At 60.9% G+C, this 18912-nt stretch carries 14 protein-coding genes; 7 read left to right on the forward strand and 7 right to left on the reverse strand.

The features are described from left to right. The first annotated feature begins 37 nt into the window (after positions 1–37). From ACZ5B4_RS03365 to ACZ5B4_RS03380, 4 genes are all read left to right on the forward strand, one after another. The gene (locus tag ACZ5B4_RS03365; protein WP_464913028.1) at positions 38–1291 is read left to right on the forward strand and encodes a DUF1501 domain-containing protein; all 1254 of its coding nucleotides are present in this window, start codon (positions 38–40) and stop codon (positions 1289–1291) included. 336 nt (positions 1292–1627) lie between these two features. Beyond that, the gene (gene dnaG / locus ACZ5B4_RS03370; RefSeq protein ID WP_464913029.1) at positions 1628–3466 is read left to right on the forward strand and encodes a DNA primase; all 1839 of its coding nucleotides are present in this window, start codon (positions 1628–1630) and stop codon (positions 3464–3466) included. 113 nt (positions 3467–3579) lie between these two features. Then, the gene (locus ACZ5B4_RS03375) at positions 3580–5241 is read left to right on the forward strand and encodes a sigma-70 family RNA polymerase sigma factor (protein ID WP_464913030.1); all 1662 of its coding nucleotides are present in this window, start codon (positions 3580–3582) and stop codon (positions 5239–5241) included. Positions 5242–5339: 98 nt separating this feature from the next. Next, a complete protein-coding gene (locus tag ACZ5B4_RS03380) occupies positions 5340–6059 on the forward strand; it encodes a zinc ribbon domain-containing protein (protein WP_464913031.1) in 720 nt (239 codons plus the stop codon). A 77-nt stretch (positions 6060–6136) separates the two neighbouring features. Here ACZ5B4_RS03380 and ACZ5B4_RS03385 read toward each other — a convergent pair whose 3' ends face one another. The 3 genes from ACZ5B4_RS03385 to rplM all read right to left on the reverse strand — a co-directional run bounded on the left by ACZ5B4_RS03385 (position 6137) and on the right by rplM (position 10970). Then, the gene (locus tag ACZ5B4_RS03385; RefSeq protein WP_464913032.1) at positions 6137–9061 is read right to left on the reverse strand and encodes a S1 family peptidase; all 2925 of its coding nucleotides are present in this window, start codon (positions 9059–9061) and stop codon (positions 6137–6139) included. A gap of 827 nt (positions 9062–9888) precedes the next feature. Continuing rightward, a complete protein-coding gene (gene rpsI, locus ACZ5B4_RS03390; RefSeq protein ID WP_464913033.1) occupies positions 9889–10308 on the reverse strand; it encodes a 30S ribosomal protein S9 in 420 nt (139 codons plus the stop codon). Between the two features lie 164 nt (positions 10309–10472). Beyond that, complete coding sequence (gene rplM, locus ACZ5B4_RS03395; RefSeq protein WP_464913034.1) at positions 10473–10970, reverse strand: 50S ribosomal protein L13; 498 nt, start codon at positions 10968–10970, stop codon at positions 10473–10475. A 175-nt stretch (positions 10971–11145) separates the two neighbouring features. Between rplM and ACZ5B4_RS03400 the strand changes: the two genes are divergently transcribed. The 3 genes from ACZ5B4_RS03400 to ACZ5B4_RS03410 all read left to right on the forward strand — a co-directional run bounded on the left by ACZ5B4_RS03400 (position 11146) and on the right by ACZ5B4_RS03410 (position 15000). Then, the gene (locus tag ACZ5B4_RS03400) at positions 11146–12369 is read left to right on the forward strand and encodes a ComEC/Rec2 family competence protein (protein ID WP_464913035.1); all 1224 of its coding nucleotides are present in this window, start codon (positions 11146–11148) and stop codon (positions 12367–12369) included. Between the two features lie 69 nt (positions 12370–12438). Then, positions 12439–13524, forward strand: coding sequence for an IS630 family transposase (locus ACZ5B4_RS03405; protein ID WP_464911496.1), 1086 nt, complete (start codon positions 12439–12441; stop codon positions 13522–13524). 21 nt (positions 13525–13545) lie between these two features. Next, entirely contained in the window at positions 13546–15000 is a 1455-nt protein-coding gene (locus tag ACZ5B4_RS03410; protein ID WP_464913991.1) for a ComEC/Rec2 family competence protein, read from the forward strand. Positions 15001–15157: 157 nt separating this feature from the next. Here the strand turns inward: ACZ5B4_RS03410 and ACZ5B4_RS03415 are convergent, their stop codons facing one another. The 4 genes from ACZ5B4_RS03415 to ACZ5B4_RS03430 form a co-directional block, all read right to left on the reverse strand. After that, positions 15158–16249, reverse strand: coding sequence for a PPC domain-containing protein (locus ACZ5B4_RS03415; RefSeq protein WP_464913036.1), 1092 nt, complete (start codon positions 16247–16249; stop codon positions 15158–15160). Positions 16250–16312: 63 nt separating this feature from the next. Continuing rightward, positions 16313–16879, reverse strand: coding sequence for a hypothetical protein (locus ACZ5B4_RS03420; RefSeq protein ID WP_464913037.1), 567 nt, complete (start codon positions 16877–16879; stop codon positions 16313–16315). A 72-nt stretch (positions 16880–16951) separates the two neighbouring features. Beyond that, positions 16952–17359, reverse strand: a complete 408-nt coding sequence (locus tag ACZ5B4_RS03425; RefSeq protein ID WP_464913038.1) for a hypothetical protein — start codon at positions 17357–17359, stop codon at positions 16952–16954. A 118-nt stretch (positions 17360–17477) separates the two neighbouring features. Then, the gene (locus ACZ5B4_RS03430; RefSeq protein WP_464913039.1) at positions 17478–18902 is read right to left on the reverse strand and encodes a DUF1501 domain-containing protein; all 1425 of its coding nucleotides are present in this window, start codon (positions 18900–18902) and stop codon (positions 17478–17480) included. Positions 18903–18912 lie beyond the last annotated feature (10 nt).

Genomic DNA, 18912 nt, shown 5'->3' on the forward strand with positions numbered 1-18912 from the left:
TCCGTCGCCGTGCTGCGACGGCGGCAAGGAGCGGAATATGCAAACACTATCGCGTCGAACTCTTCTGCAAAGCGGACTGGCGACAGCCGCGGTGCTTGGCGGCGATATGCCCGGATTTCTCCGGCGGGCTTTGGCCGACGAAAAGCTGTCCCCATCCATCGACGATACCATCGTCGTTGCCATCCAACTGGCCGGAGGAAATGATGGGTTGAACACGGTCGTGCCCTACGAGAACGATGTCTACCAAAGGAGTCGCCCCACGCTGGCCTTAAAGAAAAAGGATGTGATTCCGCTGCAACAAGGGGTGGGCATTCCGACCCGCATGAGGGGCATCTTTGACGCGATGGAACAAGGCAGCGTGGCCGTGGTTCATGCAGTAGGATATCCCAATCCGAACGGTGATCACAATCGGGCCATGGAGATTTGGCAGACCGCCGAACCGGACAATCCGCATCCGGAAACGGGCTGGTTGGGGCGTGCGGCCGACCATCTTGTGCAATCGCCGACCGCCGGGGCCTCTCCCATTCCGGCGGCGAGCCCCAGCGTCTTCATCAGCGAAATCGCAACGCCGTTGACGGTGATGGGGCGAGCGTCGGTGTGTGTGAAAGCTGCTAACCCGGCAAGCCTAACGCTGGATGCCTCCTTCGGTCGTCCTTCGATCCGGGAGGGCAACCGTGAAGGCGCTGCCGGGTCCTCCGAATCGCTCGTTAGCGACGCCATTGCCGCATCGCTTCGGACGGCGGAGCGAATTGCCGAAGTTGCCCAGGAAGCCAAATCGGGGAAGATATCCTACCCAAGCACGTTGTTCGCTCGCCGGCTTGAATGGACGGCGCGGCTCATACGGGCCGAACTTGGTATCCGTATCTTCTGCACGGAGATGGGTGGAAGCGGACCGGGCAGCTTCGATACGCACTCCCTTCAGGCCAACAACCACGGGGAATTACTGGGGGAGTTTTCGGACGCCTTGGCGGCCTTCGTCGCGGATCTGGCCCGCGATCGAACATTGGAGCGAGTGATCGTTTACACCTACTCCGAGTTCGGCCGAACGATTCGCGAAAACGGACGACGCGGCACGGATCACGGCTCCGCGGGGCCGATCTTTCTGGCGGGCGGAGGCCTGCGGCAAAACGTCTTTGGAGAGCATCCCGATTTGACGGAGATGGAAAACGGCGGGGTCAAGCACGCCGTCGATTTTCGGCGGCTTTATGCCACGATCTTGGAGCGAAGACTTGGCATCCCGTCGCTCCCCGTCTTGGGGGCGTCCTTTGAGCCGCTGCCCATTTTCGCGTAGCTGTTTCCCATCTCTAGCGTGGGTGCGGCCAGATTTGGGATCTTCTCGAAGGGGACGGGCCGGCTCTGCCCCCGAATGAAGTCCGTTCTCAGGACTGCAACAGGCAGCATGGTGCTGCGGAAGCATGAGGAGCTGTGCGGCGAATGGGATAGGTGAAATATTTGCGGAGGTTGTGATTGCTATGTGCCATTGGGCGGTTTGGGTCGATAGGGTGGAATCTTTTCCTGGATGTGCCCAGCCAGGTGATCCGGCACGGCGGACGACGGCGGGACGGTATACTAACATGAAACCGGATCCCGTGTTCGTCGTTTCTTGTCGGCCCAAGCCATGCCCGGAATGTACCCCCCAGAGTTTAAAGAACGCGTTCGCCAGGCCGTTGATATCGTGGACTTGGTGGAGCGTTATCTTCCCTTGAGACGGCAAGGCCGCGGATTTGTGGCCCTCTGTCCGTGGCATGATGACCATCGTCCCAGTCTTCAGGTCAATCCGGAGAGACAGGTTTTTCGCTGCTTTGTCTGTAACGTCGGGGGGGACGTCTTCAGTTTTGTCATGAAGATGGAGGGCGTGGAGTTTCCGGAGGCGGTTGAGATGCTGGCGGAAATGGCCGGCATATCCTTGCCGCAAACGGATCGCGGTGTGCAAGGCGGCTCGGGCGAGCAGAAGCAAGATCTGTTTCGCGTGATGGCGTGGGCCGAGGAGCAATATCACCGCTGTTTTCTTGACATGTCCGAGGCCGAAGCCGCACGCAAATACATCCTTGGGCGGGGACTGTCTCGCGACAGCGTCGTTCGTTTTCGACTCGGCTATTCACCGCCGCAAGCCGATTGGTTGCTTCGCCGCGCGCGCCGTGACGGCATCGACCCGGAATCCCTGGTCAAAGTCGGCATCTTGCTCCAAAGTACGGGCCGGGAGTGGTTCGATCGCTTTCGCGGCCGCGTGCTATTCGCCATTCACGACCCGCAGGGGCGGAGCGTGGGACTTGGTGGAAGGCTCTTACCCGATGGTGCTACAACCTCGCCCGCCAAGTACATCAACTCGCCGGATACGCCGCTTTTCAGCAAGAGCCGACTCCTTTACGGCCTGGACTTGGCCAAAGAGGCGATTCGAAAAACGGGAACCGCGCTGATCATGGAGGGTTACACGGACGTCATTGCGGCCCACCAATTCGGCTTTGCCAATGCCGTGGCCGTTTTGGGGACGGCGCTGGGCGACTCGCACCTGCGGTTGTTGCAACGGTTTGCGGATCGCGTGGTGTTGGTACTGGACGGCGATGCGGCGGGGCGACGGCGCGCGGCGCAGGTGTTGGAGCTGTTCGTCGCCCGACAATTCGACATGCGCGTTCTGACCTTGCCGGATAACCTGGACCCCTGCGATTTTCTCTGCGAGCGAGGGGCGGAGGCCTTTGCGGAGGCCCTCGAACGCCATGCGTTGGACGCTCTGGATCACGCCGTGGCCGAGGCGACGCGCGACGTGGACTTAGAACGCGATGTCGCCGGTGCGACGCGAGCGGCGGAAAGCGTCTTGGCGGTCATCGCCAAGGCACCCCTGCGGGCGGGAGAAACCAGTGCGCAGCAGCAAGCTCGGGAGTGGAAAATCGTCGCGCGGCTGGCTGCCATGACGAGGATCCACGAAGACTTGTTGAGGCGGCGGCTGGCGGAAATGAGAGCGGCCGCCGATCGGAGAACCGCGCGAACTCTCGCCGCGAAATCGCCCGAAAAGGAGGACGCGCTCGATGCTTGGGAACGGACCTGCTTGGAGGTCATGCTGTCATCACCGCAAGCAGCGCAACGAGTGTTTGAGACGTTCACGGCCTCGGATTTTCGCTCGGAGGCGGCGCGGGCCGTTTTCGAGACCGCTCGAGACCTGCAATTTTCCGGAATTCCGCCCACTTGGGAAAAATTGCTCTTGGCAATCGACGACCCAAAGCGCAAAAATCTACTAGTCGTGTTGGATGAGGAAGCCAGGCGGAAACTCATCGCCGGGCAGCCGGTGGAAGACCTGATTCGGGACCTGTTGAAATCGTTTTACGAGCGGGAGGCTTTTCGCCGCCGCGGAGACTTGCACGGCGTGTTACGCCAAGGAGGTTTGCAGCCGGAGAAAGAACTCGAATTGCTGATGCGGATAGTGGAACAAGAACGAAATCGCCAAAAGTTCACCGATCCCACGGAAGGGTGAGGATTTTGGCGTCGGGAAAGAGGGTTCCCGCAACTTAGTTTTCCCGCAACTTCCCCTCGATTCCCGATTCGTTTGGCTCTCGACGCGCTGGGATGCGCGAAAGGAGACGACCCGTGAAGCACGGCGACAAGGAATTGTGCGCTCTGATTGCCCAAGGAAGGGCTCAAGGTTATCTCACCTACGATCAAGTTACCGCTTATCTCCCGGACCAGGAAAACAACGCCGATCGGTTGGATCGCCTGGTCACCGCGTTGGAAGAGGCCGGCATCGAGCTGGTCCGCGGGCGACCGCCCGTGGCGAAGGTTTCGGCTCCGAACGAGTCCGGCTCGCGTCAAGAGGACGCGCTGCTGAAAGACCCCATCTTGCAAGACTTGCTGCCCGGCGAAAAGGCTCGCTGGAGCAGCGATCCGATTCGCCTGTACCTCAGCCAAATGTCCCAGGTGCCGTTGCTCAGCCGTGAGCAGGAGGTGGCGTTGGCGAAGCGGATCGAGGTGGCCCGGAAGCGGTTCCGGCGTTCCGTCATCGGTTGCTACTTGGTGCTGAAGAACGCCGTGCAGATCCTGGAGCAGGTGCAACAAGGGCATCTCTCGTTTGATCGCACGCTGAAGGTCTCGTTGACGGATCAATTGACCAAGGAGCAGATTCTCGCGCGAATGCCGCACAATCTTCCCACCTTGCGTGCGTTGATGGCGGCCAATGAGCGCGACTTCAACCGCCTCATCAACCGGCGTACCCCCGTGGCGCTGAAGGCTCGCATCCGGAAACGCTTTCTGGCGCGTCGCGCCAAGATGCTGATTCTGGTGGAAGAGTTGGGCCTTCGCACCAGGCGCGTCAGGTCGATGATGAAGCAGATGCGTGACATCCACACGCGCATGGGCGAGATCCGCGCTCGGCTTCGCGATTTGAAAACCGCGGCCGGCGGCGTCGGAGAGCGCGAACGTCTGCGGCGGGAACTCCGCGATCTGATGGTGAGCACTCAGGAAAGCCCACGCAGTTTGGGCTTGCGATGCCGCAAAATGGAGGCTCAATTCCGAGACTACGAGGAAGCCAAACGCGAATTGGCGGCCGGCAATCTTCGCTTGGTGGTCTCCGTGGCCAAGAAGTACCGCAATCGCGGTCTGAGCTTTCTCGATCTGATCCAAGAAGGCAACACGGGATTGATGCGGGCGGTCGATAAGTTCGAGTACCGCCGCGGCTTCAAGTTTTCGACCTACGCCACTTGGTGGATACGCCAGGCCATTACGCGGGCGATCGCCGATCAGGCTCGTACCATTCGGATCCCGACGCACATCTTGGACCTGATCGGCACGTTGAAGAACGTTTCGCGGCGCATGGCCTACGAGCTGGGGCGGGAGCCGACCATCGAGGAGTTGGGCCGGGCGGTCCAGTTGCCGCCTGAGGAGACGGAGCGTATCTTGGAGTTAGTCCGACAGCCCGGCAGCCTGGACCGTCCTATCGGCGAGGACGAAGACGGGACGCTGAGCGAGTTGGTCCCCGATCGCAATCCCGACAAGCCGGAGCACGCGGCCCATCGTGAACTTCTACGGCAACGCATCGAAACCCTGCTCAAGACGCTCACGTACCGCGAGCGCGAAATCATTCGCCTCCGTTACGGCTTGGGGGACGGGTACAGTTACACCCTCGAGGAGGTGGGACGCATCTTCAAGGTCACGCGCGAACGCGTACGTCAAATCGAAGCCAAGGCGATGCAGAAATTGCAGCACCCGGTGCGGACGCGACAACTGTCCGCCTTCGTCGATGGTGCCGCCGGCTGATCGCTCTCCGGCGGCGGTGATACGCAGCCGTACCCCGGGCTGCCCGATTGGGCGGCCCTTTTTTTATTCTTGAAAGGATCGAGGAGGCTCTTTCGCTCATGACATCACAAACCGAAAAACATCCCGATACGTTGCGTCGCCTGCATGCACTACATCAGCTCTTGGAGGAACTCCGCGGTAGAATGATGAAGGGGCAGCGTTTGGCACAGGCCTATGCACGGCAAGTTCAAGAGGCCGAGCAAGCCCTAGAATCGGCTCGCAAATCGCATCAAGACTTGCGAATGGCCGGCCATAGCAAGCAAATGGAATATGATCAAAAGCTGGCCGACATCCAGCGGCGAAAGTCGCAGTTATTGCAGGCCAAGGATAACCGCGAATACCAAATCCTCAAGGATCAGATCGCGGCGGACGAAATGGCCTCTTCCGTTTTGGCCGACGAGGCCTTGGAGCTGATGGATCGGGCCGAGGCCGCCGCGCGAAGCGTCACCGAATGGGAGGAAAAGGTAGCGGCCGTCAAGCGGCAGGCCGAGCAATGGACCCAGGAATTCGCGCGGCAGGAACCGTCCATACGAGCCGAAATCGAACGGATTGAAAAGGAGTTGCGGGGCGTGGAATCGCAACTTTCCGGCGACATTCGCGAAATGTACCAGCGGGCGGTCCGCACGAAGGGCAGCAGCGCCTTGGCTCCGGTTCGAGGCGAGTTCTGCGGCGGCTGCAATCAACACGTTCCACTCAATATGCGAAGCCAACTGAAGTTGGGAGAACAGGTCTGGTGCCGGTCTTGCGGCCGGCTGCTTTTCTACGCCGACGATGAGTAGGAACAGTACGTACGCCGCTTCCGGATTCGGAACTTCGTTCAGGCGGTTTTTCCGCCGACGACGGCGCGAACGAATACCTACCAGTAAGATCGATAGGCCGGACGGACATCGCGATCATAGTAGGGCCGCCGGCGAGTGGAACGCCAGGTTCGCCGCCTCCGATAGGATCGGTCGTAGAATCCGCTGAGCCATCTCATGCTTTGCACAAAGAGGATCAGCAATCCGACCAGCCCCAAAAGGGTTTCCATGCCCACACCTGAGGAAGCCGCGGGCGGCTGCTGCGAGGACGTGGGTGGGTTTGCGGCCGGTACTGCGGTTTCGACGGAGCCGGCGGTTTGGCGGGACGTCGGCGGATGATCGGCCGAGGTCTCCGTAGGCGGGATGGCCGTGGGGCGGGAAACAGAAGACGGCTCCGCCCCGCTTCGCTCCGGCGTGGAGTACCCCGTCTGACCGGAACGATAGTCCGATCCAGCGTAGGACGTTGAGCTTGTCGATCCGGAAGTTGCTTTGTTTCCCAATCCTGACGATTCGTAATTGCCGCCCGTGGGACGCGACGAGGCGTAGGGCGACTTGGCTTCGCCGTATCGGGAAGTTCCGCCCTTGTTCTCGGAATAGGGATCATCCCGCTCTTCGTGGTCGCGTTTCTCGGCGGAGCCGAGACCGTAAGCCGATGCCGAGGAGGTATAGGTATACGGCGAATTGCTCCGTGCGGCATCGCGTCCGTAGTCAGCCTCGGATTTGTTACCGTAGCCGCTCCCACCGTATCCGTTCTTCTCGCTCCCGACGCCTGAACCCGGCCGTTCCGCATCGGTCCGTTCATAGGAGCCGCCTCCACTCTTCGGGTAACCGTCAGAGTAGGGATAGTCGCTTCCGGCGGCCGTGGAGTAAGATTTGGGCGAAGACTCCTCGCGCGCGGTGGCGCCTCCGTGCCCCGCGTTTTCTTCCCCGGACCCCGAGGTCGGGAACCCCCGCGAGTCTTGCGACGAGTAGGCGGAAGAGCGGCTGGTCATCGAACCGTGGGCGGAATCCCGGCCGCCATATCCCGCATCGTTTTTGTACGCTTCGCCATACCCGTCGTAGCCGTCGTTCCAGCGTTGGTGGCCGGCGGAGTCATATTCGGAACGGTTGATCGTCGTGTTGGATGACCCGCCGGAATAACCGCTTGTGCCGTAGCTGGGTATGGGCCGACCGTCGGACGCGGATTGGGATCCGGAATCAGGAATCCGCGTTGAGAAACTCTCCGATCGTCGATCGGAATACGAATTCCGTGATTCGTTGCCGCCGATGCTGGCGGTCACTCCGGAGGAGGAAGTTCGTTGGGGTTCATTTCCTTCGCGATCGTAATCCCAAGTGCGATCCGCGAGATCGCTGGAATAGGATTTCTCATCCGCCCCATTCTCCTTTCTTGGACCTTGGGCCGCGTATCCCCCGGCCGAGCCGGAATTGTTGGAGGGCGATGGATGCGAGGACGAGTATCTTCCGGATCCGTCGGCCCTTGCGTTCGCAAAACTACTACCGGAAGAAGACGGCCCATATTGCGAAGAGTCGGCGTTTCCGCTTGCTCCGTAACCCTGGAAACCATACTGCGTGGTCGAGGTCTCTCGGCCGTATCCTCCGGAACCGTATGAATTGGAGGCATAGGCGGAGCCGGACGTCGTGGTTCCGGCTGAGGGCGAGTTGCCCGCATATCCGCCGCCGTTCCGTGCCGAGTCGCCGAAACTACTCATTCCGCCGTCATTGGTGCCACCCCTGGAAGAGGTGTTATCCCACGAAGACGGTGCATTGCCGTATGCGAACGACGATGCTGCGGGCGAGCTATTGCCGGGCTCGCTTGCGGCGGACTGGTAGCCGCGACCGCGTGGGTCGGCGGATCCTGCGGACACGGCCTTCCCATAACCGCTCGTTCCATTGCCGTAGGAATTGGAGCCGCCTTCGTCGTTCCCTAAGCCCGAGCGCCAATCGGCGCTACCCATTCCGGAGGAAGAACTCGCGAGAGAGCTTGCGGCGGATGGGCTACCCGAACCGTCCCTCCCAGGGGCGTTCCCCCAAGCCCCACTCCCATTTGCGCCGGACGATCCCAAGTTGCTCGCGTAAGAACTGCTCGCGTAAGAAGAAGGGGAATTGGAGGCCGAGCCGGCTGTGCCGTAGTTTGCCTTCCCACTGCCCGGCAAGCTGGAAGCTGCGACGGCCGTCAAGGGAATCGATCCGGAGTCGACGGCAGTACCTGCAATTTGGGAGGACGTAGAGTTCGTGCCCAATCGTTCGAGCGGCGGAGTCCCCGCGACGGCGGAATTGGGCGTTGCGACCGTCAATACGGACGCATCAAGCGGCGGCGGACCGGCTGCAAGCAGTTGCGGCGACATGCCTTGGGGGATCGGTAAACGGTAAAAAGGCTCCTTCAAGGGCGCTAAGAACTCGCGGACTCGCCCGCAATACGACCCCATGGTTTCGGATCCCCCGGATCCGAAGAGCACGCCTGCCAGTTCACCTCGGGAATTGAAGATCGGGCCGCCCGAATCGCCCTGCCGAGCGGCGGCGCGAAGCTCCACGAGTTCCCGTGGGAGATTGAGCGTAGGGGCCAGGTACTGGGTGCAAATACCTTTTACGGTTCGGTACGCCCCTTGCCCGTAGCCCGCAATGGCCAACCACTCACCGGGCCGGGGTGCCTCTTGGGCGATGGCAACCGGTGTGGCACGCGGCCGCCAAATCGCTAGCGCCGCCAGGTCCCAATCACGATCGGTCCGCAGGACCGTGGCGGGGGACGCGAAACCGTCGGGAAAAAGAACGAGGATGGCGCCGCGGGCGTCTCGTACGACGTGCCAATTCGTGATCACCAAACCGTGGGTATCACTGACCGCGACCAACGTTCCCGTTCCCAGGGAGGCGCCCTTTAAGTCTAGGGCGATGATTCGTGCAACCGCGGGATGGGGCGGCTCCGGCGGCGCAGTCACGCTCCATGGCCAAGCGACGACGATGCCGAACAGACTCGTCGTCCACGCCAAGAACGCAATCGCCCTTGGTATCATTCGTGTTCTGCGTCGTCGAAAACGCACAGGGCGGACATCCCGATCACGCTGCGTCGAAATGCGTTCGAAACGATCCTATCGGATATGGCATCGAGCCGCCGGTCCCGTCTACGCCGGTATCGGTGACGGCTGCGGCGGTGGGCTAAAAGCGAGAAAACACGCCGGCAAGCGACGGACGCGACTGCCAGTCGGCATGGGAGACCTTGCGAGGCAAACGCGAGTTTGTCGCCTAATGCGTGTCAACCGAGCCTGTATGCCGCCGAAAACAACACGTCAAGGGGTGCAATCCTTGCGGCATCCATGCTCCTCCACGGCCGTGAGCGGAGGACGAGAGATTCCTTTCGTGGCGGGAGAGGCGTATGCTGCCTCTTCATCTAGTTTTCGACCATCGAAGGCGATCAGTCGAAAATTCCCGGGTGCGATGTCACAATGGGAACCGCCGAAAATCCTTCGACGAGCGTCTTGATCCGTGCTTTCGGCATATGCCGACCACGAGGCACGCACGGCGGAGCGAGGCTTGACCTTCAGGAACGGCCGGGACGCCATCCGGTGCCAGGGGATCTGTGGGCGAGAATGAATCGCGCCGGCCTTTGCTTTGGTGCGGGATAAGTCGTCAGCAAGCGTGCCTTGCTTTGCCGAGGCGTGCGGGCCCGAGAAGGGACGGACCAACCGAAAACGAAACGGCCGCAAGCCGGAAATGGACTCGCGACCGTTTCGTGAAGGAGGTGGAAGCTTGAAGATGCTTTGCGACTTTTCGCACTTCGGCGAGAGGCGGTTGGTTGGGCCGGTGGAGGCGGCCGTCGTCAACGCTTCGAGAACTGTGTGCCTCGCCGTGCGCCACGTAGCCCGTATTTCTTACGTTCCTTCTTTCGCGCATCAAAGGTCAAGAGGCCGGCATCCCGGAGGGGTTTTGCCAATTCCGAGTCGAGCTTGGCGAGCGCCCGGGCGATTCCCAAACCGGCGGCGTCCGCCTGTCCGGAAATTCCGCCGCCCCGGACGCGAATAATGACATCGCACTGGTCGCGCCGCCCGGCGATTTCTAGGGGGCGCACGACGGCTCGTTGGCATAATTCGACGGGAAAGTATTCCTCGAGGGGACGATCGTTGACGACGATCCTGCCTTCGCCTGGGCGAATACGGACCCGCGCGACCGCCGTCGCTTTTCGACGGCCGGTTCCCACGAAGTCATTGGCGCCGCTGCCTGGGATCAATTTCGATGCCATAGTCCGCCGCTTATCCCGTTCATGCCTTATCGAGGGACGCACACTTCGCAAAAACAACTATTCTTGTATCAACATCCTTGCCGGTAAAGCCGCAAATCGCGAATGTCTTCACAACTTACCGCGGGGGAGCGATAGCGTTCTCTCGGAGCGTCGATGGATCGCCCTTATGAATTTCGCCCGATGAGCGGGCGTCCCAAACCACCGGTTCCCTTGCGGCCAAGTTCCAAAGGCTCAGGTTGCTGTGCTTGGTGAGGATGTTCCGGCCCGACGTACACCTTGAGCTTGTTCAACATCTTGCGGGCGAGCCGGTTCTTCGGCAGCATCCGACGCACGGCCTCCGTCAAAATCGTCGCAGGATCCTTCTGCCGCCGCTCTTCCGCAGTTTCAGACCGCAAACCCGAGTAACCTGTGTACCAAGTGTAACGCTTCTGCTGCCATTTCTTGCCCGTGAACACCAACTTCTCGACGTTGGTGACGATTACGAAATCGCCGGTATCCACGTGCGGCGTATAGGTCGGACGATGCTTGCCCATCAAGATCATGGCAATATCGGATGCCAAGCGTCCCACTACTTTGTTCTCGGCGTCCACTACAAACCACTTCGGCCGCACGAAAGCAGGTTTGGCCAAATAGGTTTTGATCAGGGCCGGTTTTCTTTTCATTGCAGTAGCTCGACAGACGGGCAAACGGCTTGTCGGTGAAACGGAAAACGTTACACTTGGACTTTCGTTGAGGGAATATCCAATCTCGCCGGATGGGGGCGAACCCTCCCGGATTCGTGTGGAAATTCCAATTTAGAAAATAACGCCCCGTAACACAAGTGGGGCAGGGCCAACCGTGAGCGGTCCGGCTAACCAGGGCAACGCGGCGACGAACAATCAGGGAATCGCGAGCCGAGAGGCGTTCCGAGCTCGGCAATCGCGGCCGATCGCGGCGCCGCCCTGGAATAAGCCCTTGGTTCCCGTTTGTTTCGCCCTAATACTGGGAATTCTTTTCGACACGGTCATCGCGCCAAACATCCGTTTGCCCTCAGCCGCGCAGTTTTGGAACTGCCCGCTAGGTTTCTACGCATTATTGGGGGCCTTTGGTGCATTATTGTGGGGAATTCTTTTTCGGTTGGGGCGGCTTCATGCGGCTGGATTTTCGCTCTGGTTTTCGATCATTTTATTGGGGGCGGCTCTCCATTACCGTCACGCGCACCTTTTCCAGATCGATGAGATCGGATGCTACGCTCTTCGGGATGACCGCCCGCTCGGCGCTAGTGAGGTGGATAGGGCTGCCGGGCATCCCCGCGAGCCCTTGGACATTGTCGAGGATCACGCTGCCGCGCCGATTTGCCTGGAGGCGGTCATCACGGCCCTCCCGGAGCTTATTCCGTCGCGGGAGCTTGGCAAGCCTTCGTCCCCATCTCGGTGGGGGAACCAACCCAATACGATACTTCGGGCGAGAGTGCAGTGCGTTCGGGACGGCACAGTGTGGCGCTCGGCGTCGGGGCGGATTTACGTGTATGTTACCGGGATGACGCCGGGGCTGTTGCCGGGAGATCAGATTCGCTTAACGGGACACATCGCCCTACCGCGGGAGCCTGCCAATCCGGGAGAGTTCGATCTCCGCGGACATCGGCGCGCGGATCGTGTGCTTGCGGAAGTCTACGGCACGTTCGCCGAGGGCGTCCATGTGGTTCGGCGGGGCGCTGCCTGGGATCCGCGGCGGTGCCTGGCCTTGGTTCGCGTGGCGGCGGCGGAGGCTTTGGATCGCCATATTTCGCCGCCGCAAGCGGCATTGGCCAAGGCACTACTCCTGGGTATTCGCCGCGAAGTGGATGACGCGTTCGAGGAGCAATTGCTAAGAACGGGGACGATCCACTTGCTGGCCATTTCGGGGCTCCACGTCGGGATCTTTGCAGGAGTCGTCGTTTTCGCGCTACGTTGGTTGCCCGTTCGGCCCCGCGTGAGGTTTTCCACGGCACTTCTCGCCGTGGCAGCCTACCTTGCCGTCAGCGGCGGTCAGCCCCCGACCGTCAGGGCGGCGATCGTGCTGGGCACCTATTTCCTAGTGTAGTGTCTTGTAATTGAGGGAACTTATCTATGGCCGCAGGCGTCTCACTCTTAGACCGAGGAGGATGACGCCATGCGAGTTGCGAAAGCCATCGAGTTGAGTGACGCGGAACGAACGACGCTGACGAAATGGTCGCGGGGTCGGAGCACGCCGGCACGCGTGGTGTTGCGTGCCAAGATCGTCCTGGCCGCGGCGGCGGGCAAGCGTAACGACGAGATTGCCGCCGAACTCGGCTGCACGCGTCGCACGGTGGGAACGTGGCGGACCCGCTTCCTGGAGGCGGGTCTGGCGGGCCTCGACAAGGACAAGCCGCGCGGCGGTCGCAGACCGAAGGTCCGCGCCGCCAAGGAGGCGGAGATCCTCCGCAAGACAACGCAGGAGAAGCCCGCCAACGCCACGCACTGGTCGACCCGCTCGATGGCGAAGGCCGTGGGGGTGAGCAAGGCGACTGTGCATCGCATTTGGCGTGACCACGGCTTGAAGCCGCACTTGGTGAAGACCTTCAAGGTCTCCAACGATCCGCGGTTTGTCGAAAAGGTCGTGGACCTCGTAGGCCTGTACCTCAACCCGCCCGAACACGCCTTGGTGCTCTCCTGCGACGAGAAGAGCCAGATTCAGGCGCTCGATCGCACGCAGAAAAGTTTGCCGCTGTATCCCGGCCGGTTGGGTACGCTGACGCACGACTACAAACGCCACGGGACGACGACGCTGTTTGCGGCCATCGAGGTGGCTGAAGGCAAGGTCATCGCCGAGTGCATGCCGCGACATCGCCATCAGGAATGGTTGAAGTTTCTCAAGAAGATCGATGCGGAGACGCCGCCCGAACTCGACTTGCATTTGATCGTGGACAACTACGCCACGCACAAGCATCCGAAGGTGCAGCGGTGGCTGGCACGGCACCAACGCTTTCACATCCACTTCACGCCGACGAGTAGTTCCTGGCTGAATCTGGTCGAACGCTGGTTTCGCGACATCACGGATCGCCGCATTCGCCGCGGCGTCTTCAAGAGCGTTCGGCAGTTGGAACGGGCGATCTATGAATACATTGCCGATCACAATGCCAATCCCAAGGGCTTCACGTGGACGGCCAAGGCCGAGGCGATCCTCGCCAAAGTCCGTCGCGCCCGCGCCGCACTGGATAAGGCCCCATCTGAGTGAGACACTACACTAGGAAGAGCGATTCTGCGGCGCTCCTCGGGTTGGAATTCATTGGCTTTGGCCGGGGCCGTCGTGCTTGCTTACAATCCCGATGATTTATTCCGAGTCGGCCCGCAACTGTCCTTTCTTAGCGCGGCGGTCCTAATCGTGTTCGCGCCGAGAATTCTATGGGACGAATCCGCGGATCCCCTTGAACGGTTGATTCTCGAGTCCCGGCCGGCTTGGCAACGGTTTTTGATCGCGGCGGGGAAACGGGCCATGCAGTCCTTCGCGATCGGCGCCATCTTGTCCACGGTCACGTTACCGCTGGTGATGGCCCGTTTTCACGTCGCGGCGCCGATGGGAATGTTCCTCACGCCGTTATTGCTGGTGCCTTTGTCGGTGGTACTTGTTGCCGGGTTTTTGCTCATGCTGATCGGTCCGTGGTACGGCCCGATCGGTTGGCTATGCGGCGCGGTATGCGATGCGACGCTGCGTTTGATCCGGCTCTTGATCGATCTCGGCGATGCCATCCCGTACGGCTCGCTGAGGCTTCCCGGGCTTCCCGATTGGTGGCTGATCGGGCTTTACGTGATTCTCGGTGCGGGGGCCTTTGTGGCGCATCCCCGCGTGGGCAGGGGGATCGTCGCGGCCTTGGTAGCGTGGGGGCTGCTGCTCTTCTCCTGCGAGTTCGTATCGCTGCGTAAATATCGCGGATATTTGGAGTGCACGGTATTGTCCGTCGGACACGGGGCCGCCATTCCCATGCATCTGCCCGACGGTCGGACGTTGCTTTACGACGCGGGCAAACTCTTGGGCGATCGAAGAGCCGCTCAGACGGTCGCCAATTATTTGTGGCATCGAGGAATTACCCACATCGACGCCATCGTGCTTTCGCACGCCGATATGGATCATTACAACGCCGTTCCCATGCTGATGGAGTACTTTTCGATCGGTACCATCTACGTCGAGCCTCACATGATTCGATCGAGTGAACCGCACGTGCGGGAGTTGCTCGCGCTGGTTCGCCGAAAGGACATTCCGCTAAGGACGTTGGTCGAAGGTTGGGAAGCTCGGCCGGCGAAGGGAGTTCTTATCTCGGTGTTGCATCCGCCCGCGGATTGGCTTGAAACGGAAGACAATGCGCGCAGCTTGGTCCTGCGGCTGCAATTCGGCGGAGAATCGCTGCTATTGACAGGCGACCTGGACGGTCGTGGGGTGGAACGGCTTATCGAACATCCGGAGGCCGCGTGCTTGCTGCTGATCGCACCGCATCACGGGAGCAAGAACGGCAATCCGCCGTCGCTTGCGGAGCGTTTACGCCCCCGAATCGTGGTGATGAGCAACGCGCGGCCGCCCGCGCGAAGCGTTGCCGAAAGCTATCGCGCGATTGGTTCCCGAATTTACGAAACGCGACGGGACGGCGCGGTCCGGATTATTATGCGCGGCGGCGAAACGGAAATCCGGCCGTTCCATCGCAGCGTTGATTCCCATTGAGGCGGGGCGCACCCGTGCTTGCCGTGAGCTTGCCGCGGTCTTGGCTTGGCAATAGCGAACGCCAGGCTCTTTTTCTCGGCAAAGTGCGATCCGTCGGAGTTCTTGTCTTGAAGCGGCGGGATTCTTCAGCGGTGCGCCGGCCGGATTGCGGACGCCTTCACTGGATCAACTGGGCCTCCACCTTGGCTACCTCACGATTTGCGAATTCATCGGTGAGGAACCATTCCTGGTATAGTCTTTCGATCTGGCGCAGATAGGTATCCACCTGAGACTTTTGCAGGGTCGGCTTCACATCCTTGGGACGCAGTTCGTCGGGGATGGGCGGGCGAATGCGGTCGGCCGGCGGTTGATAGCCCGGATTGTAAACCAACAACGGCAGCGTCTCGGCCGGCAGCAGATGGCGCCACAAGAATGCCTGCATGGCGTCCTCGCAGGGAACCGCCCGGCGAACGATTTCTTGCTCCCCGACTTTGGCCGTGCCGATAACCTGTACGTTCACCGGAGCATCCATCGCAGCGAGGGTCGTCTTGACGCCCAATTGCACCACTTCCTTGCCGGCGGGCAGTGTCGCGCCGGGAGATTCCAGCCCTTCGGGAAGCCCCTTGAGGCTGAGGGCGATCGGGCCGTCGAACCCGTCTTTGCGAACGGCGTAAACCGTCAACGCGATCGAGCCGTTGCTACGCACGATCACGCGCGAGGGGACGACGCGGAGTTCAAAATCGGGACGCGGCGGGCTGATCCGCAAACGATAGGCGAATTCCTTGCCGAATTGGCGTCGGGTGTCGCCCAGATGAACGTAGTACTTGCCGTCGGCGGGAAGTTTGACCATGAGATACGAATCGGCATGATCCGTATTCAGGCCGGATGCCGCGTCGAAGTGATCATCGTTCATGGCCAATACCTTGCCGTCGCTCGTCGTCACCTTGAGGAAAGAGTCGAGCGGGGACCCCAAACGTCGCGCCATGACTTCCGCCACGACGGTCTCGCCGGCACGGCCTTCGATTTCGAACACGTCCCAGTCGCCAGGCTTGTCGATGCGTCCGTTGACGATGATCGGCAAGGTGACTTGCCGGGGGCTTGTCACCGCGTCGTTGTTCTCTTGGTCGAGGCATTCCGGCAAGGTATCCAGCGCGAAGGGCACGGGATTGGAAACGTAAGGGCCTTTGGATGCCGTGAGCAGATGGATTCCGGGAGCCGCATCCGGGGGCGGCGGAGAAATCGCGGCATCGTCCAAGTTCCAACCGCTCATTTCCAGCGTGACGGGCTCGCCCGCGCGACCGCCTAACGGGAAGATGTCGGTGAGGTAGGGAAGCTAGCCGATGGTGACGCGATAGACGAAGCTCTCTCGGCCGCGGAAGAGGGCATCGGTGATGCTCAGCACATACTCGCGGTCCTCAGGAACCTCGAAGTAGATTACCGGGTCGGGATGAAACCGGAAGTCGTCGGCGAACGCCAGCTCGCGACCGTCGGCATCGCACAGCCGAACGATGGGCTGGAACCAGCCCGGCACGGCGTAGGCTACGTAGGGGATCAATTCTCTCGCCTTCACCGAGATCACCAGGCGTTGGCCTTTGGCGGCCAAGAAACGGTACCGATTGACTTCCCCCGCCGCCACTTGACCGTTCATCGTGCAGGGCAATGTGATCTGCAACTCTTCTTCCTCGGGAGGCCTTTTTCGCTGGGCTTGCCACTCCTTGCCGAGCACCTGCTTTTGGGATGTCTTCATGGGCTTGCGGGCGACTTCAGGGACCTGATCCACGAAGAATGGCAAAGGATTGGAGATACCGCGCCGGGTGACGACTCGGATTTCTCGCCGGCCCGGCTTGGCGTTGGGGTCGATCGTGACTTCGACGAATACCAACTCCGTATGGGCTTGCACGGCGGGGAAGCGTTCATCTTCGGCAAAGACCCTTTCGATCCGCTCGATGAGCTTCTGCTTCGCCGCCTCTTGTTAAGATAGGGCCCCTCCGCCGTTGGAAGCAGTACTGACCAATTCCGGCAAAGCTGCCGGGCCGATGGGCGCCGGAAATTCCCACCAAGTCATTTTGGCGACCATGCCTTCGTCCAACACGGTTTCCTTCTTCTTCAGCTCGGCTAATTGCTGGCGCAGCAAAGCCATTTCCTGGTTGTTGTACACCGGGTAGTAGTCGACCAACCGAGCGGAGACGCCTTCCCCGCTGATGACAACGTCGGAGGGATACAGCAGCGCCTGGCCGCCGAGCCGTACCGGAAAGGTCGTGCCTTGTTGCCCGCCGGCCGGATACACGTAACCGATGTATTGGTTTTGCGCGACGGCCGAAGAGGCGAACGTCGCAACGAACGCAAGCCATCCCGCAGCAAGTCGCTGGAAAGCCTTCATGGAATCTCTCCCCAAGGCCGATGGTCAACGTCAGCCGCCGTCCGGCGGTTGTGATCCGCCGGATCGACTTGGAAAGGCGTGGCGTAGGTCGTCATTCCGGGACCGGATCCGCCGTTCATCACAGCAATTCATCCAGCAACCCGGCCGATTTCATTCCTTCCTTTTCAGCATCCAGCACGCGAGCCTCGAAACCCATCGGGTGCGGCAGGATCGCGCCGGAATCGATCCCCGCCAGGAGGTAGAACGTTCCCAGCAGGTCCGCCGGGTAGACCGGCCGCTCGGCGACGTTCTCGCCTTTCTCGTCGGACTTGCCGAGCACGCGACCGCCCGCAAAGCCGCCTCCCGCCACCAGGACGGTAAAGACGTTTCCGAAATGATGCCGTCCGCCGTTCCAGGGCGGTTCCCACGATACTTTCGGCGTGCGACCGAATTCACCCGTGCACCACACGAGCGTCGTTTCCAGCAGGCCGCGGTCCTGCAAGTCCTGGAGGAGCGTGGCCAACCCTTGATCCAGTTGAGGGCATTGGCGCCGCATGGTGGTGAAGTGATTGGAGTGCGTGTCCCATCCGCCGGGAAAGCTGATGGTCACGTAGGGCACGCCGGCCTCCACCATCCGCCGCGCGGCCAGGCATTCCTGTCCGAACGTGTTCCGTCCATAACGGTCCCTCAACTCGGCCGGTTCGTTGCTCAGGTCGAACACATCTCTCCCAGGCCCCAGGATCAAGCCGTAGGCCTTTTCTCGCGCGGCCTCTGCGGCGGCGATATCGGCTGCGTCGGCCAGCCCGTGGCCGAGCAGGTTGACTTTGTCGAGGAGTTCACGGCGTGCCTTTTGACGCTGATCGGTCACGCCGCGATTGACGATGCCTTGGACTTCGAACCGTTCGGCATTGGGGTCGCCGCCCGTGGCAAAGGGCTTGTAGGCCGGCCCGAGGAATCCCTCCTCGGAGAATCGCCCGGCCGCTTGCAGCATCACGATGTACGGCGGGAGAAGCCCTTTGTATTGCTCGCGCTTGAAATAGGCGAATACCGCGCCCACGCTCGGATATGCGAGGCGATCCCCCGGCTTGTGGCCGGTCTGCATCAAGTAGGCCGCCGTTTCGTGCCCGTTATTGCCGTGCGTCATGCTGCGGATGAGGGAAAACTTGTCGGCTTGCTTGGCCAAGTAAGGAAACAGCGAGCTAAGCTGAATCCCTGCGACGTTGGTGGGGATCACCTTGTCGAATTGGCCCAAGTAGTCGTAGCCGGTGCCGGGCTTCGGATCCCAGGTGTCGTTGTGGGACATCCCGCCCCAAAGAAAGATCTGGATGACCGACTTGATGCCCTTTTTGGTTTTGGCCTTTTCCTTGGCCGCTTGATCGTGGGCCGCCTTTTCATCGGCGGCTTGTTGCGCGGGATTGGCTTGGGGTTCAGCCGCGAAAACGAGGTGGTTCAACTTCTGGAATTGGGTTGCAGCGAAGACGCCCGCCGCTCCCCACGCACCGCTTTGCAGTGCCTGTCGTCGTGAAAGCACCAAGCGATTCTTCAGTTCGTGACGCTGAGCCATGAGTCGGGTC

The sequence above is a fragment of the Thermogutta hypogea genome (assembly GCF_055386265.1).

What these genes read in the sequence shown, in the direction of transcription:
- ACZ5B4_RS03365 (WP_464913028.1), top strand. Translation starts at nt 38, where the DNA reads ATGCAAACACTATCGCGTCGAACTCTTCTGCAAAGCGGACTGGCGACA.
- dnaG (WP_464913029.1), top strand. Translation starts at nt 1,628, where the DNA reads ATGTACCCCCCAGAGTTTAAAGAACGCGTTCGCCAGGCCGTTGATATC.
- ACZ5B4_RS03380 (WP_464913031.1), top strand. Translation starts at nt 5,340, where the DNA reads ATGACATCACAAACCGAAAAACATCCCGATACGTTGCGTCGCCTGCAT.
- rpsI (WP_464913033.1), bottom strand. Translation starts at nt 10,308, where the DNA reads ATGGCATCGAAATTGATCCCAGGCAGCGGCGCCAATGACTTCGTGGGA.
- rplM (WP_464913034.1), bottom strand. Translation starts at nt 10,970, where the DNA reads ATGAAAAGAAAACCGGCCCTGATCAAAACCTATTTGGCCAAACCTGCT.
- ACZ5B4_RS03405 (WP_464911496.1), top strand. Translation starts at nt 12,439, where the DNA reads ATGCGAGTTGCGAAAGCCATCGAGTTGAGTGACGCGGAACGAACGACG.
- ACZ5B4_RS03415 (WP_464913036.1), bottom strand. Translation starts at nt 16,249, where the DNA reads ATGAGCGGTTGGAACTTGGACGATGCCGCGATTTCTCCGCCGCCCCCG.
- ACZ5B4_RS03425 (WP_464913038.1), bottom strand. Translation starts at nt 17,359, where the DNA reads ATGAAGGCTTTCCAGCGACTTGCTGCGGGATGGCTTGCGTTCGTTGCG.
- ACZ5B4_RS03430 (WP_464913039.1), bottom strand. Translation starts at nt 18,902, where the DNA reads ATGGCTCAGCGTCACGAACTGAAGAATCGCTTGGTGCTTTCACGACGA.